This is a genomic window from Paraburkholderia sp. GAS82, assembly GCF_050436285.1.
Taxonomy (GTDB): Bacteria; Pseudomonadota; Gammaproteobacteria; order Burkholderiales; family Burkholderiaceae; genus Paraburkholderia; species Paraburkholderia phenazinium_B.
Genome location: NZ_JBNDLX010000011.1, coordinates 54,685 through 81,291 on the forward strand (window position 1 = coordinate 54,685; position 26,607 = coordinate 81,291).

The window sequence follows — 26,607 nt, forward strand, 5'->3', positions numbered from 1 at the left end:
CCCGCGTCATCGAGCAGCACCGAGGCCCACCCCACACACAGCGCACAGCATCAGCCTAATTCGCCGCTAAGTTTGCCCCCTCAAGATGGCGTCATCGAATAGAGGAGGCAAACATCATGAAGCTCGTACGAATCACTCGCCTGGCCCTGCCCGTAGGGCTCGTCGCCATTGCGCTCACCGGCTGCGCCGTTATTCCGCCGTCCGGCCCGTCAGTCGTCGCACTGCCGCCCAGCGGCAAACCGATGAACGTGTTCCAGCAGGAAGACTACGCCTGCCGCGACTACGCGTTCCGCTCCGACAATGCCGGCGCACCGGCCCATAGCGCAATACCGGAAGGCGTCGGCAGTACGGCCGTCGGCACCGTGGGCGGTGCGGCCGCCGGCGCGCTGCTCGGTGCAGCAGCGGGCAATGCCGGCATCGGCGCAGCAATCGGCGCGGGCGCCGGCCTCCTGTTCGGCAGTGCTGTTGGCGCAAACAACACGCAAGCCACCTCGGCCAGCCTGCAGTCGCGCTACGACGCCGCCTACGCGCAATGTATGGCGTCAAAGGGCAACACCATTTCCCAGCCGGCCGTCTATAGCACGGTGCCGGCCTACGCTCCGCCGCCTGTCGCAGTTGTGCCGGCTCCTGTTGTTTACGGCTACCCGCAACGCTACGGCTACTGGGCTTACTGAGCGGGCTTACTGAGCGGGCTTACTGAGCGGGCTTACTGAGCGGGCTTACTGAGCGAACCTGCTGAGCGCCCGCGCTAATTTCCTGCTCACTCTGCCGCGCGATGATGCGGCCATGGATCACGCAGAGCACCAACCTGCTGCCGTGCCCTGCCTGGCAAATACTTGAGGATACCTATCATGTTCAAGAAGATTCTCGTTGCAGTCAGTACAAGCTCCGCCGATAGCGTCCTGGCACCCGCCATCGAAGCCGCGCGAAAGTACGATGCGCAAGTTGTTGCACTGCACGTAGTCGATCCATCGCCCAGCTATATCGGGGGTGCGGACTGCAACTTCGGCCTGATCGTCGAGGCCATGGAAGCACACGGACACCGTGTCGTCACGCACGTCAGGAGTGTGCTGGATACTCATGCGCTGCCGGCGGAAGTCCGCATGGTGACGCTGCCGTTTTCGGGCATGACGGTGGGTCGCGCGATTGCCGCCGTCGCGGAAGAGACCGGTGCCGACCTGATTCTTCTCGGCAGGCGAAGCGCGTCGCGGTGGCACTGGCTGAGCGAAGACGTGGCAGCGGAAGTGATGCGCCACTCCAGCCAGCCAACGCAGATCGTCAGCGACAAGCCCATGGCCAATCCGGCGCGCCGTGGCGGCAGACGCTGGATCGATGTGACGGCCGCCGGCACCTGGTAAGGCGAGTGCCTCGCCGGTCGGTCGTCACATCTGCGTCGCCGCTATTCGAAGTTTCGCACCGTGCCGCAGATCCCGGCTAGGCTCAATGCGCGGCGGACGCTTCTCCAGAGTCCGCTCCGCCCTTCGCCGGCCGGGTGATCCAGATCAGCGGGATGATGAGGATGAAAATGAATGTGGACGCGTAGAAGAAGTCGTCCAGCCCCATGACCGCAGCCTGACTCGTGACCATCGATTCAAACATTGCGTGCGCGGCCCCCACGTCCAGATGTAGTTGCGATTGCAACGACGCGATGGCTGAATTGAAAACCGGATTGTCGATGTTCGCCTGCTCCATGAGCCGAACGTGATGCACGGCAGTGCGGTGGCCCCAGACCGTGCCCGCGATGGACGTGCCGACCGCGCCACAGAAAATACGCGCGAAATTGGAAAGCCCGGCCGCCGCTGGAATGCGTTCAGGCGGCAGTCCCGAGAGGATGATCGACACGAGCGGAACGAACCACAGGACGGTCGGAATGCCCTGCAGCAAAGTAGGAATCACCAGATGCCACGCGTCCACCGTACTCAGATACTGCGTGCGCATGAAAAACACGCCCGCCAGACCCACGAAAGCGATGGACACCAGCGTCCGGGCGTCCACCAGCTGCAGCATGCGCCCGATAAAAGGCGAAAGCATAACGGTGAAAATTCCGACGGGCGCAGTGACGAGACCCGCATCGAAAGCCCGATAGCCGAGGTACTCCTGCATCCACTGCGGCAACAGAACGAGGTTGCCGAAGTACAGCGCGTAGGAGACGGAAATCGCAATCGTGCCGCTGCTGAAATTGCGCAACGCGAAGAGCCTGAGGTCGACGACCGGATGCTTCTCGGTCAGCTCCCACACGAGGAAGAACGCAAAGCTGACGAGCGCAATCAGCGCCAGCGCAACGATGAACGAAGACGAGAACCAGTCGAGGTCCCGTCCCTTGTCGAGCATCACCTGAAGCGACCCGACCCATGTGACGAGCAGCGCGAGACCGACGGCGTCGATCGGCAGCTTTCTGGTCGGCGTTTCGCGCTTGCGGTAGATGAACCAGGTGGCGCTGGCGGCGATGAAACCAACCGGAATGTTGACGTAAAAGATCCAGGACCAGCTGTAGTTGTCCGTGATCCAGCCGCCCAGCACCGGCCCCGCGATCGGGCCCACGGTGGCCGTCATCGCCCAGAGGGCCAACGCCATGTTGGCCCGGGCCTTCGGGTAGGAACTCAACAGGACAGCCTGAGACAACGGAATGAGCGGGCCTGCCACGAGTCCCTGCAGAATCCGCGCGCCCAGCAGGAACGGCAGGTCCGGGGCGATGCCGCAGAGCCACGAGGCAAACACGAACATCAGGATCGCGCCGACGAAAAGCCGGATCTGACCAATCTGCTGCGTGAGCCACCCCGTCAGCGGAATGGACACCGCATTGGCGGCCGCGAAGATCGTGATGACCCACGTCCCTTCGTCGACGGACACCCCGAGGTTGCCCGACAGATTGGGGACCGCCACGTTCGCGATCGACGTGTCCAGAACCGTCATGAAAGTCGCCAGCGCCACGACGATCGTGGCGATCACAAGCTGGCCGCCTCGTAGTGGCGGATGTTGGACGGGTGCTGCGGGTGAGGCGGGAGGGGTCGATTCCTGCGTCATAAATCGTGGCTTGTGGTGTGGGCAAAGACGGCGAACCTGCGTATGGTACGCGCTTCCGTCACATTTATTAAATACTTACACCATCATGCGGCTTTGAAAAAGATTTGCAATCGGGCCTTTCACCAAGACGGCATGTTCGCGGCGTCCGCGGGTAGCGCAGGCGTGCCATTTGCGTGGGCTGAAAACGGGCTTTACCGGATGGGTCGTCCGGCATCTACTCTTGATGCCGATACCCGCCAATCTTGGGAGGAATTCGCCATGGAGCAGCACACCCCTGTTTTGATCGCCGGCGCGGGGCCGACGGGATTGACACTGGCGCTGACGCTGCGTCGTTACGGCATTGCAACGCGGGTGATCGACAGGCTCGAGAAGCCTGCGGACCTGTCGAAAGCACTCGCCGTATGGCCGGCGAGCCTCGAAGTGTTGAGCAGCCTCGGCGTCGGCGCGGCGTTCGACGAGGCGGCCGTAGCGATGAGCGCAGTGACGTTCGGCGACGGCGCGCGGCGGCTTGCGCGCGTGTCGATGCAAGACGGCATCGACAGCGCTCATCCCAATCCCCTTCTGCTCCCGCAGTCGCAAACCGAAGCGATCCTCACGGCGAAGTTCGTCGATATGGGCGGCGTGATCGAGCGTGGGGTGGAACTGACCGGGCTTAGCGAAGCATCCGACGCAGTGACCGCGACGCTGCGGCATGCCGATGGACGAATCGAGAACACGACTGCCTCGTGGCTGGTCGGCGCCGACGGCGCGCGCAGCGCGGTGCGGCATGCGCTCGATATCGCGTTCGAGGGGGACACGGAACCCGACACCTATCTGCTGGGCGACGTGCGCATCGACGGGGTCGATCTCGACCGGCACAGCATCCATATCTGGTGGCACGGCGGGGGGACGGTCGCGCTGTTTCCGTTCGCTCATGACGTATGGCGGGTGATCAGCCGCCGCGTCGACGATGAAGCGGCGGCGCGCGGCGAAGAGCCGCCGACCCTCGATGAACTGCAGCAGAAGATCACACGCCACGGGCCACCGGGCGCGACGTTATCGGAACCCGGCTGGCTGTCCACGTTTCGGATCAACGAGCGACTCGCGGCACGCTATCGCACGGGTCGCGTATTTCTCGCGGGCGACGCTGCGCACATTCACAGTCCCGCAGGCGGCCAGGGTATGAACACCGGCATTCAGGACGGGGCGAACCTCGGCTGGAAGCTCGCCTACGTGCTTCAGGGACGCGGCGACGCCGCGACGCTGCTCGATAGCTACGAGGCCGAACGGCGACCGGTTGCGCGCAACGTGATCGCCAACGCGGCAAGACTGCTGCACGTCGGCATGGCGCCGCATCCGCTTGCGCGTCTCGCACGCGACGCAGCAGTGTCCGTGCTCGATCACATGCCGGCATTGCAGGAGAGGTTGCGTACCGAGATGGCCGAAACGGAAGTGACCTATCACGACGGCCCGCTGGTTGCGCTCGCCGAAAGTGCGCGTCATCCGTCGCGCGGCTTTCCCGGCACACGTGCGCTGGATCTGCGCTGGGTCCACGCAGCCGATGGATCGCCGCGCACGCTATGGCCTCTGCTGGATGTACGGCACACGTTGATCGCGTTTCGCGAACGCAGCGAAGTGTCGCGTGCCGAGACGCTGGCTGCTGCGCATGACGATGCGGTCCAGGTTGTGGCGCTCGATGCTGCTGACGACCCTTCCGGCGACGCGCGTCGACGCTACGGGTTCAAAGGCGCAGGATGGGTGCTGATCAGGCCTGACCAGGTGGTTGCGGTACGTGGTGAGTCGGAGGACGTGGCTTCGCTCGAGCGTTATCTGAAGAACGTTGTCGGCTTGCGGGTGGGTGACGGGACACATTAGTTGGTGGCGTTGGCGGCGTCGGCAAGAGTCCGGCTTCGGGCCTCGGTCTTCAGCTCGCCTCCTCAGGCGCGGAATCTGCTACTCAACAGACCGGCTGGTAACTCGCGCCGGCCCCATCTTTCGACGACCGCACCGGGATGAAGCGCACATGGCAGGCAGCCCGTCGCAGCCGTCGACCACAAAAGGAGAACACGATGACCCTGGTCATTTATCTAGTGGGCTGGATCGTTCTGATAGGCGGCGTCTGCTGGGCGCTCATCGCCATGCACGTCTCGCAGCACACGATCGAAATCGTCGCGGTCATCATGCTCGGCGTCGCGATCATCACGGGCGCCACCCGGACTCGCAACCGGGACCGTTCGTAGCGAGCGGAATCGCGCAGGGAGTCAACGATCGCGGCAAGATCGCAGCGTAATCGGCAGCGGTTCAGAGGCAGAGGAGGAAGAGAAGATTGCGGGACGCCGCCATACGTCGCACGCTGCAGACGTCCTGCGTGCAGACGTTCTACGGCGCTGCGTAGGACATCTCGCTATCGACACTGAAGACCGACACCGCATCGCGCAGCGCTTGCGCCTGCTGCGCCAACGCCTGCGCCGCAGCCGATGCCTGCTCGACGAGTGCCGCGTTTTGCTGGGTGACTTCGTCCATCTGGGTAACCGCGGTATTCACCTGCCCAATGCCGATGCTTTGCTCCTCGGACGCGGCAGCAAGCTCGTTCATGATGTCGGTCGTGCGCCCCGCGGAGGATACGATTTCATCCATCGTGCGGCCCGCGTTTTCGACCAGCTTCGATCCCGTATCGATCCTCGTGACCGATTCCGTAATCAGATCCTTGATTTCCTTCGCGGCGCTCGCGCTTCGTTGCGCGAGTGCACGAACCTCGCCGGCCACCACGGCGAACCCACGGCCCTGTTCGCCAGCGCGCGCCGCCTCGACCGCCGCGTTGAGCGCCAGGATGTTGGTCTGGAATGCGATCCCTTCGATGACGCTAATAATCTCCGCGACCCGCGCCGAGCTTTCGGCAATCTCTTGCATGGTCGCAACGACGCGCCCAATCTCCGCACCGCCGCGTTGCGCGACGCCCGAGCCCGCGCCGGCCAGCTGGCTTGCCTGCTTGGCGTTGTCTGCGTTGTGGCGTACGGCGCTGGTCAACTGTTCCATGCTGGACGCCGTTTGCTCCAGGGAAGCGGCCTGCTCTTCCGTTCGTTGGGACAGATCGGTGTTGCCTTGCGCAATCTCGCCGGCCGCCACGGAAATGGATTCGCTCGAGCTTTTGATGCCTCGGACGATGCCCGTCAACTGCTCTTTCATGGTGGCAAGCGAATGCATGAGGCTCGTGTTGTCCCCCGCCTTCAACCGCACGGCGACGCGCAGATTGCCGGCTGCAATCGCGCTCGCGATGGCCGCGGCCTCGCCAGGTTCTCCGCCGAGTTGCCGCGCGAAGCCGCGGGCGATAAAGAGCGCCACGCCCAGCGCGACAGCAGCCGCCGCGACGATCAAACCGACTACCAGCGCGATCGCAGTGTGGTACGCCTCGTCGGCCACCTTCCCTTCTTGCGACGTGCCTTGCTCATTGATAGCGACGATCTTGTCGATGTCTTTCGCGATGGCATCGCGAACCGTCCCGGACTGTCCGGTCAGGACGCTCATGGCCTGCTGCGGATTGCCCGCTTTCGCCGCGGTCCGAACCTGCTGATCGAGGTCCATGTACTGCGACATCAGGAGCTGGATGTCCGCAAACGCCGTCTTCTCCTCCGGTTCGGAGATGAGCTTTTCGTATTCCGCACTCGCGCTGCGGAACGCCTCGATGCGCGGCGCCATCCTCGCATCCACCGCCTGCGCCTCGGCAACCTTGTCGGTGGAGGCCATGCGGAACTCGGACAGACGGATCTGGTTCAGAGCGTTCTGCATCCGCAGACTGCTGCTGACACTGGCTGACCATTTATCGCGAAGCGCTGCGACGTGGTCGTTTTCGGCGCTCACCTCGTAGAGCGAAAACGCCCCTAGCCCGATCAGCAGCAGGATAACCACCGCAAAGCCTGAAACAAGCTGCGTCACGACTCTCATGTTCTTAAGAAACGGCAAGATAACGTCCTTATTTGCTGTGACTGACAGAACCGGGCGCCGACTCGTTGCGCGGCGTCGCGACACATCCCGCAAGCAACACGTGATCAGGAGACCCGTTACGCTACGTGGAAAACGAAGGCGACACTATTCCGGTTCCACTCAGTGCGGTGGCTCGAATTGTCAAGGTCTCCATGTTTTATCGGCAAATCGCCTCAATTCTTTAAGCGGCGACCAGTCGGCCGCCCTCAGAAAGACTTACGTGTTCTTTCCCCGCCGCGCTTACCTTGCCGACAGCACCTTCGCGTGCATTTCGATGGTCAGCGCCTCGATCCTCTGGCTCAGTTGCCGCGTGATTTCCGTGAGTTCGGTGTTCTGCTTCAACAGCGTGGCCATCTGTGAGGTGTGCTCAGCCATCTGCAGTTGCCGCTCCTCGGCGGACTTCGCGATCGCTTCCCGATGCTGGGCGTCCGCATCTGCGAGTGCCTTGTCGCGATCGGCCTGACGCGTCTGCGCCAGCAGGATCAATGGCGCCGCGTAGGCAGATTGCAAACTGAAAGCAAGATTGAGAAGGATGAAAGGATAGACGTCGAATTTGGTGACGCCCGTCATGTTCAGGATGACCCAGATTGCGACGATCAGGGTCTGCCCGAGGAGAAACGTAGGCGTGCCGAAGAAGCGCGCGAACGCTTCGGCCTTGAGCGCAAACCAGTCGTCTCCGAAGGTCGACGTTACGTGGTTGTAAGGAAGGTGAAACCGCAGATGCGGCCAACGTTCGTGTTTCGGGGACGACTTGTCGGCTTTGGCTTGATCGAATGGCGTCATGATGTTGAACTCGCTCTGGGTGGAAAACGCGTCAATCTACATGAGCGAGATGAAATTCGCCTCCTACAGTCGCTTCGTTAAAACCGCCGCTAACTTCCGATACACGCGTTCCGCCAGCGCCCATAACAACGGCAACTCGATCAACCGCCCGCGCAGATTCAGCACGAGCAGTAGCGATTCATGCCGCGTCACCCGATCGGCCCAACGCGCTTTATAGTCGCCGTGCAGCGGCCGGAAATCGAAGTCGCGGCCATTCGCGTGCGCCCATTGCGCGAGAAACTCGACGAGCAGATTCCCCACCGAAAACGTCCCGAAGGCCTCGTCATAGGTCGTGATGAAATACTCGACGGTCCGCGTGCCGACGAGGTTGACCGAAGCCGCTACCGGCCGCCCATCCACCGTCACGAATGCGACGAGCGGAACGTTAGACAGGTCTGTGCGCCGCGCCAGCGCGATGAAAAAATCGCGCACCTGATTGTCCATCAGGTAGCGCGACCCGATCCCGCGCGCAACAGCCCAATTGCGTTTGTTTTCAAACAACCACGTCAGCGTGCTTTGCGCTTCGTCGGCCGTGCGGCACCAGCCGAAACTTACGTCGCCCTGGCGGCGCAGCCGCTTCACACTCGAACGCAAGGCGGAGCGCAGCGTGGCGTTGCGCGTCGCGAGGAAGTCGTCCCATGACGGATAGGCGCGCAGTCCGATCGCGTATCCTGGCAACTCGCGCCAGCGCGGTGGCAGCCGTCGCCGCACCCACGAGCCAGGTGCAGCACTCAATGCGTGCTGCAATGCACCGCCGTTTTCGACCATCGGAATTTCGAGCACATCCGCATGAATCCGCATCATCGCAGCGACCGCGGCCGGGTAGAGCTCGGTGCGCCGCGTGTCCTTGATCAACGGTCCGCCGTATTCTTCGCCGCTTCCGCAACCAAGCGAATGCGCGAGCCGCAGCGCTCCTTTGCGAGTAATCGCGACCGGCCACAGCGCGAGCAATTCGTGCGCGCCGTACACCATCGCGACTTCGATCACCGCACCGCGCGCCAACGCACGTTCAACCGCAAGCTCGCAGTATTCGAAACTACTGAACGGGGAATGCGCCTCTGCTGTCGCGGACAACGCGCACCATTGTGGCTGCAACGCGCGAAATGCAGCGAGCGTCTCGCACGATCGTACGTCGTATCGAAACGAAGCTGTCGGCGATGAGGGTTCGAGCATCGCGGCCGTGGCTGTAGACACTGGACTCCTGAATTATTTTGCAGCGCATGCCGCGTGGCGGATTTGCCGTCCTGCCATAACGGGCAATCTACGCGCAGGGGTAAAGGTGGTCTGGCGGCAGCGCATAGTGTCGAACGAAAAGCACACGCGCGCGACCTATGGTTTCGGCCGTTTCTGGATTTTGGCGGACAAGACCTGGCGGAGCGCCGGGCAATGTGCAGGCATGGTCGCGCGCCGCGCCGAATGACCGTTCGACGCTATTCAACTGCTGCGCTCAGTTTGTCTTTAGTCGTAATGCGACGATTGCGGTCGGTAAAAGCATCGGGCCGCGCACCGCGCACGCTTTGCCAGATGACGACGCCTTCCCGCTCCTCCGGTCCGAAACCCAGTTCGTGCTGATCGTAGTCGAACATCGTCGCAAACCAGCGCTTTAAGTGTTCCGAACCGTCGAACACATCGCCGCAGACCGGGTTGTCGTAGACGAGGAAAAGATGCTGGATTGCGCCGTTCGCGAGCGCCTCTTCGAGCTTGTGCAACAGCGTGGTCATCAGTTCAGGGCCGAACGGATTGAACATGAACACGACTACGTTGCCGGACGGCACAGCCATGTCGGCGACATTCGCAACGACCGCGCGGATCGGTGCACGTGCCGGAAAGCGTCGCGCGATGGCGGCTGCGTTTTCGTTCGCGGTCTTCACGAGGTCGACGCTGATGTCGTAGCCCAGTACCCGCGCGAACGGATACTCGGACGCGACGATCAGCGGCCGGCCCTTGCCACAGCCGATGTCGACGAACGTATAGCCAGCGATATCGCCGAGCGTATCGAGCGCGCGGCGAATGATGGTCGGCTGTGAGCCCATGTAAGGACTCAGTTGATCGGCAAGGAGCGGATCGCGCTGCAACGCGAATGCGTCCACCAGGCCGCTGGTATCGATACCAAATTGCAGGTCGAAGGGATGACGGCGCAGACAGCCCGAGTACACCGCGCGCAGCAGCGGCACGCGAATGCAGATGCGGCGCAACTGTGGCGTTAGCATTGCGCGCTGCATGAAGTCGGGCAGTTTCGCTACGCCATTCAGGAATGGCTGTTTAAGTGTGCTTCTTAGAGTCATTCGGAGGCGCCGTCTGAAGTGTTCCGGGAAATCCCGGATCCTCCAGACATGATCGCGCCGTCAGGCGACAAACTGCCGCCATAGGTTGGTTGTAATGCGACAAGACAACGTTGGCGGTCGCGGCCCGCGGAACCCGTTAGTCACGAGTCCGCGGGCCGCACCGTTTCAAGGCCCGCGCGCCCGATGGAACAAATGCATCGCGAAATCTTGCAGCCATCCGGCAAGGATCACCGGCCGCTTGAAGGATCGACGTTCGATTGCGCGACCGGGACGTGAGTCAGCCGGCGAGTCTTCCACGTCAGCCTGAATGCCCGGGCTTCCATGCGCCCAATATTCGAACGGATAGAACATCCGTGATCGCGCTATCGTCATCGCTCGCTCGGCTTGATGCCGGGCGTGGAAGTCGTTGTCGACGCTTGACCCGGTGGGACGCCGGGTCGGGTAGATCGTTTGGATGGACTCGCCGTCACGGGCGGGGGTCGATGTTTTCGTGTTCATAGATATCTCCGTTAGTAAGGTCGGAAACGGAGACGGTACAAACAAAACAGGCCTCATCCGTTTCCGGAGAGGCCTGTTGATCGACGCTTGTACCTGTAAATCTAAAGCGAACGAGCCTCCCCCAGGGTGTCCTTGCGGAAACCCTCGCCGCCTTGCAGCGCGAATGCTGGGATGAGGTTCGAGATCATGAGGCCGAGTTTCTCTTTGAATGCGTGGTCTGTCAATTGATGCATGTTGTGCTTGTGCGACATTTCAACGGATCGTGTCGGATGTCGCGAGGCGATCTGATGCGTAGGACATGAAATGCCGTTCGTCATCACCTTTGTTTCCCCGGTCAAGACTCGATATGAGCAAGCGGTAAAGCCAGAGACTATTGCGACCGGCTCGCCCACTCACGCACCGCCTGAACAAACAACCTGAGTGCGATCGGCGGATGACGATTGGCGGGATAGTAAAGACACGTCCCAGGAAACGACGGACTCCACTCGGGCAGCAGATGAACCAGATGACCCGACGCCAGGAACTCGGCGACCTGATACTCGGGCACCCACGCGATCCCGATGCCGGCCAGCGCTGCTTCGACCATCAGGTTAAGGCTGCCGAGTGTCATCGGCCCGTCGACATCGATGCTCGCTGTTTTGCCACGATGCTCGAGATCCCAGCGGTACAGCGCTCCGCTCTCAAAGCGAAAGCGAATGCAACGGTGCTGCTTCAGATCGTGCGGTTCTTTTGGCGACTCATGACGCGACAGATACTCAGGCGATGCCACAGCCGCGAACCGCATATCCGGTCCGAAGCGAATCGCGATCATGTCGCGCGGTACGTCCTGAAGCACCCGGATGCCGGCGTCGAAACCGTCCGCGACAATATCCACCAATCGCGTGTCCACCACGAACTCGACATGGATGTCTGGATAAGCCGCGAGAAACTCCGGAAGCACATGGCGCACGAGCGGCCTTGCCGCCGACTCCGATGCGCTAATCCGGATTGAGCCCGACGGACGATCGCGCGTGGAAGCAACCTCGTTCACCGCGTCTTCAAGGTCGGCGACGGCAGGACCAACGCGCCGCAGAAGTTGTTCGCCGGCTTCGGTGAGCGCGACGGACCGGGTCGTGCGATTGAACAGTCGCACGTTTATCCGCTCCTCCAGACCTCGCATTGAATGGCTCAGCGCCGACGGTGAGACTCCGAGCGTGCGCGCCGCTGCGCGGAAGCTTCGATGCTCGGCAATGGCAATGAAAGCAGTCAGCTCGGACAGGCCGGCACGCGGCATAGTTGAATTCTCCTCAATATGCTGTGCAAGTCTAGCCTGATTGTTGAGCAACATACAACAGCCTAAGATACCTTCATACATCGCACCGCCCCTCGGGGCAGGCGGCCGCCCGCAATTTTCGAAAGGAGAATGGACATGCAAAAACGCAAACTGGGAAACAGCGGTCTCGAGGTATCGACGCTCGGTCTCGGCTGCATGGGTTTGAGTTTTGGCTTTGGGCCAGCCACCGAAAAGTCCGCAGCCATCAAGGTGATCCAGACCGCCTTTGAACGAGGCGTCACGTTCTTCGATACCGCCGAATGCTACGGCCCGTTCACCAACGAGGAGCTGGTGGGCGAAGCCCTTGCTCCGATGCGCGACGAAGTGGTGATCGCCACGAAGTTCGGCTTTCAGGACGGCGATTCAAAGCTGCCGACCGACAGCCGGCCCGAGCGCATCCGTGCCGTGGCCGAGGCTTCGCTGAAGCGTCTGAAGACCGATCGCATCGACCTGTTCTACCAGCATCGCGTCGACCGGAACGTGCCGATCGAAGATGTGGCCGGGGCCGTCAAGGATCTGATCCAGCAGGGCAAGGTCAAGCACTTCGGCATGTCCGAAGCGGGCGCCCAATCGATCCGCCGCGCGCATGCCGTGCAACCGGTGGCCGCGTTGCAGAGCGAGTATTCGCTGTGGTGGCGCGAGCCGGAGGAAAGTGTGCTTCCGACGCTCGAGGAACTCGGGATTGGCTTCGTGCCGTTCAGCCCGCTAGGCAAGGGCTTTCTAACCGGTGCGATCAACGAGACCACCGCCTTCGACCAGGGCGACTTCCGCAACATCGTGCCGCGTTTCTCGGAAGAGAACCGCAAGGCCAATGCTCATCTGGTCGAGGTGCTCGGACAGATCGCCGACGGCAAGGGTGCGACCCGTGCGCAGATCGCGCTTGCGTGGCTGCTCGCGCAAAAACCGTGGATCGTGCCGATTCCGGGGACGACGAAACTGCATCGGCTGGAAGAGAACATCGGCGCCGCCGCGGTCGAACTGTCGGGTAACGATCTGTCGGCGATTGAAGCGGCGCTTAAGCAGATCAAAGTAGTCGGGGATCGTTACCCGGCGCAAATGCAGCAGCGCGTGGATCGCTAGAGCGTCGAAGGGTTCAGCGCGCGCTGCAACGCGCTGACATAGTCAGAACCCTACGAACCAAGGTTAGCCGTCGCATTCTCCATCACAACCCGCTTCAATTGCGCCAAAGCCGGCGGCGCATCTGCGCGCCCGGTATGCAAAACAAGGGACTGCTGCTGATCGACTCTCAGGGACACTATTCGCTGCAGATTTTCAAGGCGGACCGCCCGCAATTCGCTTCGGGCGACAAGGGCGCGGGAACACCGGCCGAGTACAAAGAGGCCGTCATGGGTTCCAGCACTCACTTCGGTACGATCAGCGTCGACCCGGTTAATGGAACCTTGACGTTCCATGTAGAGAACGCGTCCTTTCCCAATTGGGAAGGACAGTCGCAAAAGCGAAGCTACGAACTTAAGGACGGTGAATTGAGCTACCGCGTGACACATCGCCCGAATGGCGATGTGCCGATTTCGGTGTGGCGACGGGTGGACTGAAGGGGCTCAGGCAAACAACCACAGCAGATCTGCCGCTCGAGACAACGAACGGCAGACCTCGCAACCGATAGAACGCAAACCTGTTGCCGGCATCGGCAACCATCGTTCTCAGCCCGGTCGCTTAATGCGCGTTGAGCAGGACGCTGGCAATAACGCCGGTTGCGACGGCGGCGAGCACGTAGTCGCCGTTCACACCGACCCACTGATATCCGCGCGGCGGCGCCTGAAGGCCGTGGTCATGCCAGTCGTCGACCACGTAGTTACGATCGCGGTACTCCGCCGGCAACCGTTCGCCCTTGTGCCAATCGTTGTGCGGAACCGGACCGCCCGGGCCGCCCATCGACGCCTCATGCGGTGCAGGTCCGCGGCCATGTCCACGCTGAACCGGGCGCTGGCCGTGATCATCATTGTGCGGCTGGGCAATAGCGGCAACGGACGTACCCAGTAACGATACGATCAAAAACGGTACGGCAAATGTCGACTTCATGGTTTCGCCTCAGAGTGAATGACGGAATAGCGGTTTGGCGCTCCAGCTCCAGACGGGGCAAAGCGCCAGTTGCGTCTTGACCGTGTCGCTATGCGAAATGGATCGCCTGGCGGGGGTCAACGTCGGACGCCGGCAAATGATGTCATAAGAATGCGTGCCGGCTCAAATCGATCGGCACATTTCGGCTGCTTCGAAGCGCGTTCTAAGAATGTTTGACATTCGACGCTACCACCGCGACCACATCAATTGTGTGAATTGCAGCAATTGCTTCGGGTACCTGACCTGGGCCAACATGTGTTGCACCAGAAACAGCACCCTTGCATGGCTCCCGACGCATACGATGAAACCGGTCAACGAATCCTGGATCCGCGACGCGGCGGCCGGTCTGCCGTCCACGCCGTCTATCGCAGCACACCCTGCCTACCCCGCAAGTACCTCCGCAACTGCAAGCACACCGGCACCCGCCGGCGGCCTGCAGGCGACCGCCATCCTGCTGTTCGGCTACGCGATTCTGATTACCGGCAATGGCCTGCTGGGCACGCTGATCTCGCTGCGGCTGATCCAGCAGCAGACGCCGTCGCTGGTGGTCGGCGTAGTGCAATCGGCTTATTACATCGGCTTCATGGTCGGCGCGCTATGGGGCGGCGGCCTGATCGGGCGGGTCGGACATCATCGCGCCTTTGTCACGTTCGCCGCGGTCTCGGCGTGCTGCGCGCTCGGTTATGCCGCGTGGAGTTCGGCCGCGACGTGGGCTGCGTTGCGCTTTGTGATGGGCTTTTGCCTCGTCGGCATTTTCACGGTGGTGGAAAGCTGGCTGCATCAGTCAGCCAGTAACGCGCAGCGCGGACGGGTATTTTCCGCGTACATGATCACGAACTATCTGGGCGTCGGCACGGGGCAGTTTCTGATCAGCCTCGCCGATCCGGCCGGCTTCGCCCTCTTCAGCCTCGTCAGCGCGCTGTTTTCCGCTTCACTGATACCGGTTGCACTGGCCGGTAACGCACCCGTGCCGACTGCTCCGATGGAGGCTCCTGAGAGCAGCGGCGGTTCGCGTCTCGCACGCGGACTCTCGGGCTTGAGCACGATCTACAGATGGGCGCCGCTCGGAGTGTATGGCTGTCTCGCCGCCGGTCTGCTGAACAGCGGTTTCTACACAATGCAGCCGGTGTTCATGCGCCGGCTCGGCTATTCGGTCACCGACGTCTCGCACTTCATGGGCTTCGCACTGCTCGCGGCGCTCCTGCCGCAATGGCCGGTTGCGAGGCTCGCCGATCTGTTCGACCGGCGCATCGTCATCCTGTCAATTACTGCGCTTGCTGCGGTGTGCAGCCTGCTGCTGTTCGTGCTGCCTGGCGGCACGCTGGTCGAGGTGCTTGGGTACGTGTATGTCAGCGTGGTGTTCTCGCTGTACGGCGTGGTGACGTCGTACGTCAACGACTGCATTCCGGCCGGCCAGCGTATCGCCGTCAGTGCCGGGCTGCTGCTGATCTTCTCGCTGGGCGCGAGCGCGGGGCCGACTTTGGCGTCGGCGCTCATGGGACTCGCAGGTCCAGGCGGCCTCTATCTGTTCACGTTGCTTGTGACCGGCACGCTCGCAGGCCTCGCGCTCAGCAGTTTGCTCGCGACCCCTAGCGTCAATGCGGCTCGCTGAGCCACACCACCGTCAACGACCGCACGCCTTGTGCGCCGCGAATCAGCACACCTTCAATATCGGCTGTGGCCGACGGCCCCGTCACCAGCGCCGCATATCGTGCACGCTGAAAATCCGGCCGCCGGTAGACGTCCTGCAATCCATCGATCATCTGTGCAGGGTCGAGCAGCACGACCAGATGCTGCACGATATAGCCGATCGCGTTGACCACGTATTCCTGCTCGCTGAACCACACCGAGCCGGTCTCCGCGACGCCAAAGCGAGCCCGCACGACGCCCACGTCGATGTCCTGCAGCGACACCGGTGGTGTGTCGGCGCTCAACGGGCGCGTGCCCGGTACTTCGGACGTAGCCGAACACACCGAGGCCTCCGCGCCGAAACGCTCGCGGATCAACGCAAGCACGTCGGCGCCCGAAGCGGCCTCGACACACGTTCCGCCCATGCCCGCCAACGCCGCAGTGAAACGCGCCCGCAGGTCGCCGCCGGTCGATGCGAACAGCGGCACCTCGGGACGCTCGCGCGCCTCCGGCTGCGCCGCGCGCACCTTCGCGAGAAAAGCCTCACGCGTTGCCATCGCCACCTCCACGATTCTTCCGGTACCACGCGTGAAACGTCAGCTTCGGCGCTTCCGGCAATTCGCGCTGCCGGCCCCAGATATTGAGCGGGTTATACAGCACGAAATTCGGCAGCCTCCGCAACGCGCCGCCCATCGACGACACCGTCGCCCGGTACAGCGTTGGACTCGCCAGCAGACGCCCGGCCATCTTCAGCACTTCCTGCTTCACGAACGGCACTTCATGGCGCTCGGTAATCACCTGCCGCCACTTGTAGATCTGTTCATGGATATTGATCTTCACCGGGCACACGTTCGTGCAACTCCCATTGAGCGTGGAAGCAAACGGCAACGCGCTATAGCGTTTCAGATCGTAGGTCGGATTGATGATCGCGCCGATCGGCCCTGAATACGTACCACCGTATGAGAGACCGCCGCTGCGCCGGTACACCGGACAGGTGTTCATGCACGCGCCGCAGCGGATGCATTTGAGCGAATACCAGAACTCCTGCATCGCGAGCCGCTCCGAGCGGCCATGATCGACGAGGATAAAGTGCATCTCGGTGCCCGGACGCGGCGCGCGGAAGTGCGACGTGTATTGCGTAATCGGCGAGCCGAGCGCGCTGCGCGAGAGCATGCGCACAAACACGCCAAGGTCCGAGACCTTCGGAATCAGTTTTTCAATGCCAATCGAGGCAATATGCAGCGGCGGCACGTTGGCCGACAGGTCCGCGTTGCCTTCGTTGGTACAGACCACCACTGTGCCCGTTTCCGCCACTGCGAAATTGCAGCCCGTCATGCCGGCCGTCTTTTCGCGCACGAAATAGGGCCGCGTATTCATCCGCTGACTTTCGGCGAGGTAGTGAATATCGCTGTTCTCGGGATCGGTGCCGATCGTGCGGCCGAACAGTTGCGCGACATCGGCGCGCAGCTTGTGCACGGCGGGCACCACCATATGGCTCGGGTCCTGATGATCGAGTTGCTGGATGCGCTCGCCGAGGTCCGTCTCCATCACGGTGATGCCGCGCGGCTCGAGATATTCGCGCATCGCACACTCGTCCGTGAGCATCGACTTGCTCTTGACGAGCGTCGTCATGCCGCGTCCGGACATGATCTGGTACACCAGCTCGTTATGCTCCTCCGCGGTTGCCGCCCAGTGCACGGTCACGCCGTTCGCTTCCGCTGCGGAGGCAAACTGTTCGAGGTACCCGGACAGATGCGACAGCGTATGTTCCTTGATGCCCGAGGCCAGCTCGCGCAGCGTTTCCCATTCGGCGATGTTGTGCGCCTGCGCATCGCGCTTTTCGCGCAGATCCCAGAGACGCTTGTCATGAAACGCCACATGCTCCGTCTTGGCGATGAAAGCGCCAGCGGCTTTTGCGTGATCGATCCGGCTCATTCGCGTGCTCCGTTCAAAACCTGCGCGATATGGATAAAACGTGCGTCCGCTTTCATCCGTTCCGCGCAACCTTGCTGGTGCATCAGGCAAGACATATCGCCAGAGACGATGTACTCCGCGCCGGCGTTCAGGTGATCGCGAACCTTGTCCTGCCCCATCCGGACCGATACCGGCTCTTCCGTCACGGAGAAGGTGCCGCCGAAGCCGCAGCATTCATCGGGACGGGTGAGCTTGACGAATTCGATGCCTTTGACGCCCTTCAGCAAGGCTAGCGGTTTCGAAAACGGCGTGCCGGCGATTTCCGAGACCGACGCCTCTTTCAGATGCCGCAACGCGCTGCAGCTGTTGTGAAGCCCTACCCGATGCGGAAACTCAGCCCAGGGAAAGTCACGGGCGCCGACCACGTCGTGCAAAAACTCGACCAGTTCATAGGCGACGGCGCGTACCTTCTTCACCTCGGAGGTTTGCTCGATTGCAGTCAGATGCTCGCGCACGTGATGAATGCAGCTCGACGAAGGTCCGACGATGTAGTCGTATCCCGCGAAATTGCGCGCAAAGACCTTCTCCGCGCCGGCCGCTTCGGCCTGGGCGCCGCTGTTCGCCATTGGCTGGCCGCAGCAGGTCTGCTCCTGGGGATAGTCCACCTCGATGCCGAAGCGCTCAAGCAATTCAAGGGTGGCGATGCCTACTTCCGGATAGAACGCGTCGATAAAGCAGGGTATGAAAAGAGCGACTTTCATGGAATCGAGGGGCCGGCATATTTGAGGGGACGAAGCGCTGCGCTCCGGATGCGGGCGCATGTGCCTACTCTACTGCGGATTCCAGTCCGGCGACGTGCTGCTGGCCGCCCAAGTACGCTTTTTGTATGACTGGTCTTGTTGGTCTGACCAAGAATATAAGGAAGTTGGAGAAACGTGTCAATTTGGGCGCCAGCCTTTGGATACCAGCCTTGACGCGACCGCAATGGACTGGACGTACCGCGCCCTCAGCGTGAGTACCGTCCCGCGGCATCAGGATGGCTTGGCCTCCTCTTCTTCATACAGTTCGCGTACGAAAGTCAGATGGCGCTCGGCGGCCTTGCGCGCCTTCTGGGCGTCGCGTGCCATCACGGCGTCGAAGATCGCCTGGTGCTGCGTCAACAGTTGACGCTCCTTGGCATCGTCGTAATCGATCAGCCGATGGTATTGCCGCATCCCTTCCCGAATCAGCGTATGGATACCGTGGATCACATGCGCGAGCGCGACGTTATGCGTCGCATCGGCGATAGCCAGGTGAAAGGCGGCGTCCAGCTCCGGCAGGTTCGTGCGGTCGTCGGAGAGCGAGCAGGTTTTCAGTTCTTCGAAAGCGTTGCGGATCTTCTTGAGATCGGCAGCGGTGGCGCGCTCGGCTGCGTACACCGTCGCGATCGATTCAAGCCCCTGGCGCAGTTCGAGAATGTCGGCGCTGGTGCGCGGATTCTGCAGCAGCAGCTCCGCCAATGGCTTCGAGATGATCGGCGCCGTCACGTCCACCACCGTAAAACCGCCCCGCCCCGAGGTCTCGATATAGCCGTCCGCCTCCAGGCGGATCAGCGCTTCCCGCAGCGATGGACGCGATACGCCCAACTGGGTCGCCAGATCGCGCTCGGCGGGCAGGCGGTCGCCCGGCATCAACGCGCCGTCCGAGATCAGCCGTTTGATCTGGTCGGACACGACGTCGGACAGCCGTTTGCGCGTGAAGGACTGGATCGGATGAAATTGCATGGGCAAGGTCGTAGCGGTAGAGGGTATGACGCGCTGCGTTGGTGGACAAGGCCGGCCGGCGCGTCAGGGGTGGCTTCTGGAGACGGCGGCCGCAACTGCTTGGGGCAATTATAGCGTCCGCTCTTTATGGCACCTGAGAGGCCACGAGAGCGGTGGTTGCCGTTAGCACACACCGCGCTTGAATGGCGCCGGTTAAAGAACCCCGCTAAAGCACCCTTCAATCGAACCGGCTCTGCAACAGACTGATCAACCAGCTCACAAACGCTTCGACCCGATCCGCGCGGTGCCGCCAATGCGGATAGATTGCCGAGACCTGCATCGGCGCCGCGCGCCATGCCGGCAACACTTCGACCAGTTCACCCGCTTCGAGGTGCTCCTGCACGTCGTAGCGCGGAATCTGAATCAACCCCAGGCCCGACAGGCAGCAGGCGATATAGGTTTCCGCGTTGTTCACGGCAACCCGGCTGCGCATCGGCATATTGATGGTCTGCTCGCCGCTTCGATACTCCCAGGCGGCGATGCGCGCGCCGCCTGCCGACGCGTAATCGATCGCCCAGTGCTTCGGCAGATCCTCGGGTGTGTTCGGCACGCCATGCCTGGCCAGATAGGCGGGACTGGCGCAGTTGATCAGCGTCAGCGCACCAAGCGGCCGGGCGACGAGGCTCGTGCTGTCGAGCGGTCCCACGCGGATCGCGCAATCCACGCCCTCCTGAACCAGATCGATCGGCCGGTCGGTCGAGCCCAGCATCACCTGTACGTTCGGATAGCGCTCGAAGAAGGCCGGTAACGCGGGCGCCACGAGCCGCCGGGCGATCCGGCTCGGCACGTCGACGCTCAAACGCCCCGCGATCTCGGTGGGCGCCTTGCGGAACAGTCCGTCGATCGCATCCGCGTCCGCGAGCCAGCTACGGCTGCGTTCGAGCAGCGTCTGTCCGTCCGGGGTCAGTTGCACGAGCCGGGTGGTCCGGTGCAACAGACGCGCACCCATGCGCTGTTCCAGTTGCTGGACGGCGAGCGAGACCGTCGCGCGCGGCAGGTTCAGCGCCTTGGCTGTCTTGATGAAACTGCGCATATCGGCGACATGCACGAAGACCCGCAGCAGGTCGACCTGATCCATTGAAGTCCGGCTCCATTTGCTTTGTCACGAACCAGACTGAAGCATGAATGCTGCATAGGCACAAGCAACGTCAAAGACTCGGGAAGCCAAGGCATAGGTCGAATGCGCCTGGCCTGACAGTTAGCGCGTCGTATACCCGCCGTTAGCAAAGATCGTCTGCCCTGTGATCCACCAACCGTCGGTGACGAGGAATTTGACAATCGGTGCGATATCGCCGATTTCGGTCAGGCCGCTTTTCGTCGATTTGCTGAGAGCGGCGGCGGTCGCGTGATAGGCAGCGGACTCTTTTGATTCAGCCGGATAGAAAAACGGCGTATCCATCGGACCCGGGCCGATCGCGTTCACCGAGATGCCGCGCTCGCCGAACTCCTTCGAAGCAGCGCGCGTGTAGTGTTCGATCGGCGCCTTGCTGCCGGGATAGATCGAATAGAACGGCGTGTAAGCCGACAGCAGCGAGGTCACGATAGTAACGACCTTGCCGTTATCCGCCAGCTTCTTGCCCGCTTCCTGCAGAAAGAAGAACGCCGCCTTCGAGTTGACTGCGAAGATCGTGTCGTAGTCGTGCTCGGTCACTTCGACGATCGGCTTCCTGATGACCATGCCCGTGGTATTCACCGCGATATCGATCTTGCCAAACTGCTTCAGCGCTTCGTCGAACAGCCGTGTGACGTTGGCGGGCTGGGTCAGGTCGCCCTGCACCGCAATCGCCTTCGCGCCGGCGGCCTGCACGGCGGCAACGGTTTCTTCCGCGGCGCCGCGGGTCGCATCGCTGTTGTAGTGCACCGCGACCGCAGCCGCGCCACCCTTGGCGAGCTCACGGGAAATCAGCCCGCCCAGGTTCTTCGCACCGCCTCCGATCACGACCACCTTACCGTTGAGAGAGTGATCTGCCATGACATCCTCCGGGACATTGAGTGGGGAGTCACAGTATAGGAGCGGCAAGCGCCGCTATTGGCCGGTCGCGGCTGGATGGAAAGTCCAGCAAACGCGAACAATCTGCGCGAAGCAACAAGCAGCGCTTCAGCGCGGCTCGACCAGCGCGACCTTCACGAATCCATCGGGCTGCGCCTGCAATCGCGCGGAGAACTGCTGCATATGCAACGCCACGCGCCGCGCGTAGCCTTTGCCGCCGCCGCTGTAGCGCGACAAGGCCTCGTTGAGATCACCACCCGAGGCGTCCAGATAGCCGCGCAAGATCGACGAGCCGATGGTCACGTTGACGACGGGGTCGGACAGATCCTTGCCGCCCGACACCAGTCGCGGATGCGCCGAGGGCAACACCTGCATCAGACCTTTCGCGCCGGCGGTGCTGACCGCGCGTCGGTTGAAGCCCGATTCGGTGGCGATCACGCCGAGCAGCAGCACCGGCGACATCGCAAAGCGATTCGCCGCATCGAGCACGGCTTGCGCGATGGTGGTGGATTCACCGCGCGCCACGCGAAATTGCCCCGACAGGATAGTTGCAATTTCAACCAGTGCCGATGCGTTGGAGCCGTCAGGCGGTTGGCTCGCCATGACCGGGGCAGCAACGTGCGGTGCATCGAGCATCGGCGCATCCGTGATACGCGGCGCTTCGGCCGCCTGCATCGCGCTCGCAAATGACAGTGTCAACGCGCCGAGCGTCAGGCCCACTATTCGTGTGGCCCGCGTGGTGCGGTTTTCCCTTCCCCTGTTCGTCTGGCTGTTCTGCATATCGCCCGCTGGCTATTCGCGTGCGATGAACAATACGTGGAACGACGTATCGGGCGAACAAAAACCTGTCCGCCCGACGTAAACAGGGCATCAAAACCCAAGGCATCAAAACAAGGCATCAAGATCGCAGCGCGAGAATCGCTGCGACAAGACCGCCTCAGCCGGCGTTCAGCGCCGGTGCCCGGACCTGCAGACCCGCGACGAAGGCCGCGATCCGGTCGCAGGCTTCGGCCAGACGAGCTTCGTCGACCACAAAGCCAAGCCGCACGAAGCCGTTGGCCGTCTCGCCGAACGCGCTGGCATCGAGCAGCGAGACACCCTGAGCGCGAAACAGTTGCCAGGTGAATTCGACCGTATCGAGACCGCAGCCGCTTACGTCGACCATCATGAACATGCCTGCTTCGGGCAACAGACAGCGCAGTCCCTGCACCCGGCTCAAGCGCTCATACACGACGTCACGGCGGCGCCGGTAGACTTCGCGCATATCCGCGACGATCTGCGCCTTTTGCTCGAACGCCACAAGCGCGGCCTCCTGGATAAACCCAGGCAGGCCATACAGCATGCATAACGCGAGCCGCCCGAGATGCCCGATCAGCTCCGCCGGCCCGATCGCCCAGCCCACGCGCCAACCCGCCATCGCATGCGATTTCGAGAGGCTCGCGATCGTCACGGTCCGTTCGGCCATCCCTTCGAGCGAGGCGATACTGACGTGCTCGCGCTCGAAGGTGAGATCGGCATACACCTCGTCGGACACGACCCACAGATCATGCTGGCGAGCGAGTTGCGCGATGCGTTCCAGATCGGCACGCGGCATCACGACGCCGGTCGGGTTACACGGCGTGGCAAAGAAGATCGCTTTGGTTCGCGGCGTGATAGCCGCTTCGAGCGCATCGCAATCCAGATGAAAACCACGTGCCGGGTCGACGGGCACAGGCACCAGCGTAGCGCCCGAGGCCCGCACACAGGCTTCGTAGGTCAGATAGAGCGGCTCCGGCACGACCACTTCGTCGCCGGGTTCGCAAAGACACAGCGCCGCGGCGAAAATGCCGTTCTGCGCGCCGGCGCACAACATGACGTTTTCAACGCCGACGGAACGGCCAGTGGTGCGGGTGTGTTCGCGGGCAATCGCCGCCCGTAGCGGCTCACGCCCAACCACCGTGGTGTAGTGCGTGTCGCCGCCGCGCAGCGCTTCGACTGCCCTTTCGACGATCGCCTCAGGTGTCGCGAAGTCCGGATCGCCGACGCTCAGCACGATCACATCTTCGCCTCTCGCCCGCGCCTGTTGCGCGGCATGGTGAATCTCCCACGCGGACGTGCGCTTGCCCTGCAGGCGCTCGACCAGACTTGAATACTTCATCCCCACTCCTCACGGCAAAACCTGTCCGGCCATCAATGTAATGGGGAGTGGGTAAAACGTCCATCGTTGCGAACAATGTGCAAGGGAGAAGCCTGCGAGATTTGCTCAGAGCTGACGACGCAACTCAGCCGGCGGCACCTTCATCAGATGGCGGTATTTTGCCACTGTCCGCCGTGCGACCAGCACGCCCTGCTCGGCGAGCATGCGAGCCAAGGTCACATCCGACAGCGGATCGTTGGTGTTTTCCGCGGCGATCATTTCCTTGAGCAGCGCACGGACAGCCGCAGCCGAACAGGTGCCGCCACTTTCGGTGCCCAGTTCGCGTGGGAAGAAATGCTTGAATTCGAAGATGCCTCGCGGCGTCGCCATATACTTGTTGCCCGTCGCGCGCGAGATGGTAGATTCATGCAAGCCGAGTTCTTCGGCGACGTCACGCAGCACCATCGGTTTAAGCGCGATCTCGCCATACTGGAAAAACGCCTTCTGATGCGCGACGATGCATTCGGCCACGCGTTGAATCGTATCGAAGCGCTGTTGCGCATTGCGAATCAGCCAGCGTGCCTCCTGCAGCTGCTGTGCAAGCGGCGAACGGCTTGCACCGGCTGACTGCGCGAACAGCTCGGCATACATGCGGTGAATCCGCGCGCGCGGCTGCACAGCCGGATTGATGTTGACAATCCATTTGTTACGCACCTGGCGAACGATCACGTCCGGCACGACATAGTTGTCTTCCGTGCGGCCATAGAAATTACCTGGCTTCGGATCGAGTTTGCGCACGAGGGCACAAGCCACGCGCAGTTCTTCCGCCGAGCAGCCAATCTGCTTTTGCAATTCGGCCTGCTCGCGGCGCGCAAGACGTTCGAGATGATGCTGGACGATCTGCAGGGCGACATCGCGACCCGGCACGTCGACGGGCATCGCATGCAGTTGCAGCTCGAGACACTCGGAGAGCGAACGTGCGCCGAGTCCCGGACGATCGAGCGACTGCACGAGGCGCAGCGCCACCAGCAATTCCTCTTCCGTCAAAGCCGGTTCGAGTTCGACGATTGCGGCCAGATCCGCGAGATCCTGGCGCAGATAGCCGTCGTCGTCGAGCGCTTCGATTACGAACCGGGCAACTTCACGGTCACGCTGGTCGAGGCGGTACAGCCGCAGCGCGTCGTGCAACTGTTCGCGCAGCGACGGTTGGGAGCGGGCCCATTCGGCCGGGTCGCTACCCTCGGAATCGCCGTTCTGGCGCGACGAACTGCGGCTAAACGAGTCACCGGAGAATTCGCCTGAGAAGTCACCGGACGACATGTCGCCCGACGACTCATCCGACGCCATGCTCTCACGCGAATCGGCTACTGCACTGTCGAGCATCGTATCGGGCTCGCTCGCGCTGACGGTGTCGCCAGCCGCAACCGGGATGCTATCGTCGCCGGTCGAAGAGGTTGCGAGCGCAACGTCTTCCGTGTCAGTCGCGTCGTACTCGAGAAACGGATTGGTGTCGAGCGCAGTACGCAACTCCTGCTGGAACTCGAGGGACGATAACTGCAATAGCCGCACTGACTGCTGCAACCGCGGAGTCAGTGCCAGTGATTGCCTTGTGCGTAGTTCAATTGAAGGCGGCATTGTAGTCAGTCCTTGGGATAGTTCTAAAAAAGAGGCTTGGCACTACCAGAGCAACTGTCGTACCAGCTCGCGCAAACCGCTGTTTTTTCTCATCTTTGCTTTTTCACCAGGCTCAGGCAGGCCGCTTGCGGCGCCATTTTTTACAATTGGCCGGAAAAATGCGCAGCGGACGGCGACGCCTTTTACAGGCCCGCTCCGCGGGCCGCCACGCCAGTCCCGGCAGGCTTACACGCCCTCCAGGCGACCCATGTCCGCCCTTTGCGAAGCAAACTCACACCGTTGGGCACACTCCTTGCGGCTATGGTCGTGTGGACGGATAAACCTCAGTCAAATGACAAGCGCGCCGCGCCAACGCAGCGCAACCAGCGTCAAGTGAATGAGTCGCGTATCCGGTGTCGATTAACGGCCCTGACGGAACCGTAGCGGCAACGATCCCACGCGTGTCATCGGCGGCTGGCATCCAGTTGCGATCGACCGCATAGGTAACAAGACCGCATCTCTTATCAACAACACGAAGGAGCAGTTATATGAAGACCATCCATTTTCTGAAGACCGCTGGCGTCGCTGCCTGTGTCGCTTTTGCCCTGAACGCCTCGGCCCAGACCAATGCACCGTCCGCCAGCTCGGAAACGATTGGCCAGCACGTCGACGACGGCACCATCACCACCAAGGTGAAGGCCGATCTGCTCGGCGCCAAGAACGTCAAGTCGACGCATATTCACGTGAAGACCCGCCAGGGCGTGGTGTGGCTCACGGGTACGGTGCCGACCTCGGATGACAAGTCCGCTGCAGCGGAAGTCGCGAAAGACGTCGATGGCGTGGCGAGCGTGAAGAATCATCTGAAGGTGGTGGCCGAGTAAAGCCGCCAGCAACTATTCGTTCGGACATCGCTTCGGCGGTGTCCTGATGAAAAAGGGGCCATCCGCGTTGCGGACGGCCCCTTGCTTTTGGGCTTTTAATGCGCGGCGTTTGGGCTTAGTGCTTGGCAGCCGCGTACTGGTCACGCAGATCGCGAATGCGATCGTGATTCAGCAGAACGCCCTGATACTGCTTTTCCACCACGATTCGCACGTCGGCCGGCAACTCCTTGTCGAGTGCATCGTGATAATGCTTCTTCGCTACGTCCTCGCCCTTTTCACAGTCCGCGAGGATCGAGTGGTCGTCACGACCGGCCACGGCGCTCTTGACGTCTGTCCAGCCGCGATGGAGCGCACCGCTCACGGTGCCGCCAGTTTCCGGCTTGCCGCCCAGTCTCTGGACCAGGTCCTGCAACTCGCGTGCACCGCGTGTGCAGTCGTCGGCACGCGAGACAAAGAGCGACTTGAGTTGCGCATCGTGCGCGTCTTCGGCAGCCTTGCGAAAGCCACGCTCGCCGTCCTTCGATGTTTCAACCAGATCGTTCAATACAGCGGTCACGTTGGTAGACATTGCATTCCTCCGTTTCATAGTTCATCGGCCCACTGCCGGTGGCAGCGGCTCCCTTTCAATGCCGCATGACGTGTGCCCGGGCTGGGCTCGCGGGCGTCCTCACGGTGGGTGTG

The 26,607-nt window shown here is 62.0% G+C and carries 26 protein-coding genes and 1 pseudogene; 8 read left to right on the forward strand and 19 right to left on the reverse strand.

The window, feature by feature from the left end:
* Positions 1-116: 116 nt before the first annotated feature.
* Together P3T17_RS29575 and P3T17_RS29580 are read left to right on the forward strand one after the other, a co-directional pair.
* Positions 117-674, forward strand: coding sequence for a glycine zipper family protein (locus P3T17_RS29575; protein ID WP_429285689.1), 558 nt, complete (start codon positions 117-119; stop codon positions 672-674).
* A gap of 177 nt (positions 675-851) precedes the next feature.
* Positions 852-1,358 carry a universal stress protein gene (locus tag P3T17_RS29580; RefSeq protein WP_429410050.1) on the forward strand — a complete coding sequence of 169 codons (507 nt, stop codon included), beginning with the start codon at positions 852-854 and terminating at the stop codon, positions 1,356-1,358.
* 82 nt (positions 1,359-1,440) lie between these two features.
* On the opposite strand, the gene P3T17_RS29585 is transcribed toward P3T17_RS29580, so the two are convergent.
* Positions 1,441-3,024, reverse strand: coding sequence for a DHA2 family efflux MFS transporter permease subunit (locus P3T17_RS29585; protein ID WP_429410052.1), 1,584 nt, complete (start codon positions 3,022-3,024; stop codon positions 1,441-1,443).
* A 258-nt stretch (positions 3,025-3,282) separates the two neighbouring features.
* Between P3T17_RS29585 and P3T17_RS29590 the strand changes: the two genes are divergently transcribed.
* Together P3T17_RS29590 and P3T17_RS29595 are read left to right on the forward strand one after the other, a co-directional pair.
* Positions 3,283-4,878, forward strand: coding sequence for an FAD-dependent monooxygenase (locus P3T17_RS29590; RefSeq protein WP_429410054.1), 1,596 nt, complete (start codon positions 3,283-3,285; stop codon positions 4,876-4,878).
* 194 nt (positions 4,879-5,072) lie between these two features.
* Entirely contained in the window at positions 5,073-5,243 is a 171-nt protein-coding gene (locus P3T17_RS29595) for a hypothetical protein (protein WP_167379456.1), read from the forward strand.
* 139 nt (positions 5,244-5,382) lie between these two features.
* Here the strand turns inward: P3T17_RS29595 and P3T17_RS29600 are convergent, their stop codons facing one another.
* From P3T17_RS29600 to P3T17_RS29630, 7 genes are all read right to left on the reverse strand, one after another.
* Entirely contained in the window at positions 5,383-6,945 is a 1,563-nt protein-coding gene (locus tag P3T17_RS29600; protein ID WP_429410370.1) for a methyl-accepting chemotaxis protein, read from the reverse strand.
* Between the two features lie 279 nt (positions 6,946-7,224).
* Positions 7,225-7,767, reverse strand: a complete 543-nt coding sequence (locus tag P3T17_RS29605; protein WP_074268653.1) for a DUF1003 domain-containing protein — start codon at positions 7,765-7,767, stop codon at positions 7,225-7,227.
* A 63-nt stretch (positions 7,768-7,830) separates the two neighbouring features.
* Positions 7,831-9,000: a GNAT family N-acetyltransferase gene (locus P3T17_RS29610; protein ID WP_429410056.1), complete on the reverse strand. Its 1,170-nt coding sequence runs from the start codon at positions 8,998-9,000 to the stop codon at positions 7,831-7,833.
* A 236-nt stretch (positions 9,001-9,236) separates the two neighbouring features.
* Positions 9,237-10,091, reverse strand: a complete 855-nt coding sequence (locus tag P3T17_RS29615) for a methyltransferase domain-containing protein (protein ID WP_429410058.1) — start codon at positions 10,089-10,091, stop codon at positions 9,237-9,239.
* A 165-nt stretch (positions 10,092-10,256) separates the two neighbouring features.
* Positions 10,257-10,589 (reverse strand): hypothetical protein, encoded by a 333-nt coding sequence (locus tag P3T17_RS29620; RefSeq protein WP_429410060.1) that lies wholly within the window; start codon positions 10,587-10,589, stop codon positions 10,257-10,259.
* A 101-nt stretch (positions 10,590-10,690) separates the two neighbouring features.
* The gene (locus P3T17_RS29625) at positions 10,691-10,840 is read right to left on the reverse strand and encodes a hypothetical protein (RefSeq protein WP_429410062.1); all 150 of its coding nucleotides are present in this window, start codon (positions 10,838-10,840) and stop codon (positions 10,691-10,693) included.
* 119 nt (positions 10,841-10,959) lie between these two features.
* Complete coding sequence (locus P3T17_RS29630; protein WP_429410064.1) at positions 10,960-11,862, reverse strand: LysR family transcriptional regulator; 903 nt, start codon at positions 11,860-11,862, stop codon at positions 10,960-10,962.
* 135 nt (positions 11,863-11,997) lie between these two features.
* On the opposite strand from P3T17_RS29630, the gene P3T17_RS29635 reads away from it, so the two are divergent.
* Together P3T17_RS29635 and P3T17_RS29640 are read left to right on the forward strand one after the other, a co-directional pair.
* The gene (locus P3T17_RS29635) at positions 11,998-12,981 is read left to right on the forward strand and encodes an aldo/keto reductase (RefSeq protein ID WP_429410066.1); all 984 of its coding nucleotides are present in this window, start codon (positions 11,998-12,000) and stop codon (positions 12,979-12,981) included.
* 131 nt (positions 12,982-13,112) lie between these two features.
* Positions 13,113-13,454 (forward strand): annotated as a pseudogene (locus tag P3T17_RS29640) (lipocalin-like domain-containing protein); the annotation flags it as partial.
* A 121-nt stretch (positions 13,455-13,575) separates the two neighbouring features.
* On the opposite strand, the gene P3T17_RS29645 reads toward P3T17_RS29640, so the two are convergent.
* Positions 13,576-13,941 (reverse strand): RcnB family protein, encoded by a 366-nt coding sequence (locus P3T17_RS29645; protein ID WP_074268657.1) that lies wholly within the window; start codon positions 13,939-13,941, stop codon positions 13,576-13,578.
* A gap of 340 nt (positions 13,942-14,281) precedes the next feature.
* On the opposite strand from P3T17_RS29645, the gene P3T17_RS29650 reads away from it, so the two are divergent.
* Positions 14,282-15,592 (forward strand): MFS transporter, encoded by a 1,311-nt coding sequence (locus P3T17_RS29650; protein WP_429410068.1) that lies wholly within the window; start codon positions 14,282-14,284, stop codon positions 15,590-15,592.
* Here the strand turns inward: P3T17_RS29650 and P3T17_RS29655 are convergent.
* The 9 genes from P3T17_RS29655 to P3T17_RS29695 all read right to left on the reverse strand — a co-directional run bounded on the left by P3T17_RS29655 (position 15,576) and on the right by P3T17_RS29695 (position 25,066).
* Positions 15,576-16,166 carry a LutC/YkgG family protein gene (locus tag P3T17_RS29655; RefSeq protein ID WP_429410070.1) on the reverse strand — a complete coding sequence of 197 codons (591 nt, stop codon included), beginning with the start codon at positions 16,164-16,166 and terminating at the stop codon, positions 15,576-15,578. The two genes, P3T17_RS29650 and P3T17_RS29655, sit on opposite strands and share 17 nt — an antisense overlap.
* Positions 16,153-17,544 (reverse strand): lactate utilization protein B, encoded by a 1,392-nt coding sequence (locus P3T17_RS29660; protein WP_429410072.1) that lies wholly within the window; start codon positions 17,542-17,544, stop codon positions 16,153-16,155. Before P3T17_RS29660 ends, P3T17_RS29655 begins: the two co-directional genes overlap by 14 nt.
* Positions 17,541-18,284 (reverse strand): (Fe-S)-binding protein, encoded by a 744-nt coding sequence (locus P3T17_RS29665; protein WP_429410074.1) that lies wholly within the window; start codon positions 18,282-18,284, stop codon positions 17,541-17,543. Before P3T17_RS29665 ends, P3T17_RS29660 begins: the two co-directional genes overlap by 4 nt.
* 270 nt (positions 18,285-18,554) lie before the next feature.
* Positions 18,555-19,286, reverse strand: coding sequence for a FadR/GntR family transcriptional regulator (locus tag P3T17_RS29670; protein WP_429410076.1), 732 nt, complete (start codon positions 19,284-19,286; stop codon positions 18,555-18,557).
* Between the two features lie 217 nt (positions 19,287-19,503).
* Entirely contained in the window at positions 19,504-20,403 is a 900-nt protein-coding gene (locus P3T17_RS29675) for a LysR family transcriptional regulator (protein ID WP_429285699.1), read from the reverse strand.
* Between the two features lie 120 nt (positions 20,404-20,523).
* Positions 20,524-21,297: an SDR family oxidoreductase gene (locus P3T17_RS29680; RefSeq protein ID WP_429410078.1), complete on the reverse strand. Its 774-nt coding sequence runs from the start codon at positions 21,295-21,297 to the stop codon at positions 20,524-20,526.
* 126 nt (positions 21,298-21,423) lie between these two features.
* The gene (locus P3T17_RS29685) at positions 21,424-22,095 is read right to left on the reverse strand and encodes a lytic transglycosylase domain-containing protein (protein ID WP_429410080.1); all 672 of its coding nucleotides are present in this window, start codon (positions 22,093-22,095) and stop codon (positions 21,424-21,426) included.
* A 157-nt stretch (positions 22,096-22,252) separates the two neighbouring features.
* On the reverse strand, positions 22,253-23,452 hold the full coding sequence (locus P3T17_RS29690; protein ID WP_429410082.1) for a pyridoxal phosphate-dependent aminotransferase: 1,200 nt from the start codon (positions 23,450-23,452) through the stop codon (positions 22,253-22,255).
* 105 nt (positions 23,453-23,557) lie between these two features.
* A complete protein-coding gene (locus P3T17_RS29695) occupies positions 23,558-25,066 on the reverse strand; it encodes an RNA polymerase factor sigma-54 (RefSeq protein WP_429410084.1) in 1,509 nt (502 codons plus the stop codon).
* Positions 25,067-25,593: 527 nt separating this feature from the next.
* Between P3T17_RS29695 and P3T17_RS29700 the strand changes: the two genes are divergently transcribed.
* A complete protein-coding gene (locus tag P3T17_RS29700; RefSeq protein WP_074268667.1) occupies positions 25,594-25,926 on the forward strand; it encodes a BON domain-containing protein in 333 nt (110 codons plus the stop codon).
* Positions 25,927-26,041: 115 nt separating this feature from the next.
* Here P3T17_RS29700 and P3T17_RS29705 read toward each other — a convergent pair whose 3' ends face one another.
* The gene (locus tag P3T17_RS29705; protein WP_074268668.1) at positions 26,042-26,494 is read right to left on the reverse strand and encodes a PA2169 family four-helix-bundle protein; all 453 of its coding nucleotides are present in this window, start codon (positions 26,492-26,494) and stop codon (positions 26,042-26,044) included.
* Positions 26,495-26,607: the final 113 nt, after the last annotated feature.

What these genes read in the sequence shown, in the direction of transcription:
- P3T17_RS29575 (WP_429285689.1), top strand. Translation starts at nt 117, where the DNA reads ATGAAGCTCGTACGAATCACTCGCCTGGCCCTGCCCGTAGGGCTCGTC.
- P3T17_RS29580 (WP_429410050.1), top strand. Translation starts at nt 852, where the DNA reads ATGTTCAAGAAGATTCTCGTTGCAGTCAGTACAAGCTCCGCCGATAGC.
- P3T17_RS29585 (WP_429410052.1), bottom strand. Translation starts at nt 3,024, where the DNA reads ATGACGCAGGAATCGACCCCTCCCGCCTCACCCGCAGCACCCGTCCAA.
- P3T17_RS29590 (WP_429410054.1), top strand. Translation starts at nt 3,283, where the DNA reads ATGGAGCAGCACACCCCTGTTTTGATCGCCGGCGCGGGGCCGACGGGA.
- P3T17_RS29595 (WP_167379456.1), top strand. Translation starts at nt 5,073, where the DNA reads ATGACCCTGGTCATTTATCTAGTGGGCTGGATCGTTCTGATAGGCGGC.
- P3T17_RS29600 (WP_429410370.1), bottom strand. Translation starts at nt 6,945, where the DNA reads ATGAGAGTCGTGACGCAGCTTGTTTCAGGCTTTGCGGTGGTTATCCTG.
- P3T17_RS29605 (WP_074268653.1), bottom strand. Translation starts at nt 7,767, where the DNA reads ATGACGCCATTCGATCAAGCCAAAGCCGACAAGTCGTCCCCGAAACAC.
- P3T17_RS29615 (WP_429410058.1), bottom strand. Translation starts at nt 10,091, where the DNA reads ATGACTCTAAGAAGCACACTTAAACAGCCATTCCTGAATGGCGTAGCG.
- P3T17_RS29620 (WP_429410060.1), bottom strand. Translation starts at nt 10,589, where the DNA reads ATGAACACGAAAACATCGACCCCCGCCCGTGACGGCGAGTCCATCCAA.
- P3T17_RS29625 (WP_429410062.1), bottom strand. Translation starts at nt 10,840, where the DNA reads ATGTCGCACAAGCACAACATGCATCAATTGACAGACCACGCATTCAAA.
- P3T17_RS29630 (WP_429410064.1), bottom strand. Translation starts at nt 11,862, where the DNA reads ATGCCGCGTGCCGGCCTGTCCGAGCTGACTGCTTTCATTGCCATTGCC.
- P3T17_RS29635 (WP_429410066.1), top strand. Translation starts at nt 11,998, where the DNA reads ATGCAAAAACGCAAACTGGGAAACAGCGGTCTCGAGGTATCGACGCTC.
- P3T17_RS29645 (WP_074268657.1), bottom strand. Translation starts at nt 13,941, where the DNA reads ATGAAGTCGACATTTGCCGTACCGTTTTTGATCGTATCGTTACTGGGT.
- P3T17_RS29650 (WP_429410068.1), top strand. Translation starts at nt 14,282, where the DNA reads ATGAAACCGGTCAACGAATCCTGGATCCGCGACGCGGCGGCCGGTCTG.
- P3T17_RS29655 (WP_429410070.1), bottom strand. Translation starts at nt 16,166, where the DNA reads ATGGCAACGCGTGAGGCTTTTCTCGCGAAGGTGCGCGCGGCGCAGCCG.
- P3T17_RS29660 (WP_429410072.1), bottom strand. Translation starts at nt 17,544, where the DNA reads ATGAGCCGGATCGATCACGCAAAAGCCGCTGGCGCTTTCATCGCCAAG.
- P3T17_RS29665 (WP_429410074.1), bottom strand. Translation starts at nt 18,284, where the DNA reads ATGAAAGTCGCTCTTTTCATACCCTGCTTTATCGACGCGTTCTATCCG.
- P3T17_RS29670 (WP_429410076.1), bottom strand. Translation starts at nt 19,286, where the DNA reads ATGCAATTTCATCCGATCCAGTCCTTCACGCGCAAACGGCTGTCCGAC.
- P3T17_RS29675 (WP_429285699.1), bottom strand. Translation starts at nt 20,403, where the DNA reads ATGGATCAGGTCGACCTGCTGCGGGTCTTCGTGCATGTCGCCGATATG.
- P3T17_RS29680 (WP_429410078.1), bottom strand. Translation starts at nt 21,297, where the DNA reads ATGGCAGATCACTCTCTCAACGGTAAGGTGGTCGTGATCGGAGGCGGT.
- P3T17_RS29685 (WP_429410080.1), bottom strand. Translation starts at nt 22,095, where the DNA reads ATGCAGAACAGCCAGACGAACAGGGGAAGGGAAAACCGCACCACGCGG.
- P3T17_RS29690 (WP_429410082.1), bottom strand. Translation starts at nt 23,452, where the DNA reads ATGAAGTATTCAAGTCTGGTCGAGCGCCTGCAGGGCAAGCGCACGTCC.
- P3T17_RS29695 (WP_429410084.1), bottom strand. Translation starts at nt 25,066, where the DNA reads ATGCCGCCTTCAATTGAACTACGCACAAGGCAATCACTGGCACTGACT.
- P3T17_RS29700 (WP_074268667.1), top strand. Translation starts at nt 25,594, where the DNA reads ATGAAGACCATCCATTTTCTGAAGACCGCTGGCGTCGCTGCCTGTGTC.
- P3T17_RS29705 (WP_074268668.1), bottom strand. Translation starts at nt 26,494, where the DNA reads ATGTCTACCAACGTGACCGCTGTATTGAACGATCTGGTTGAAACATCG.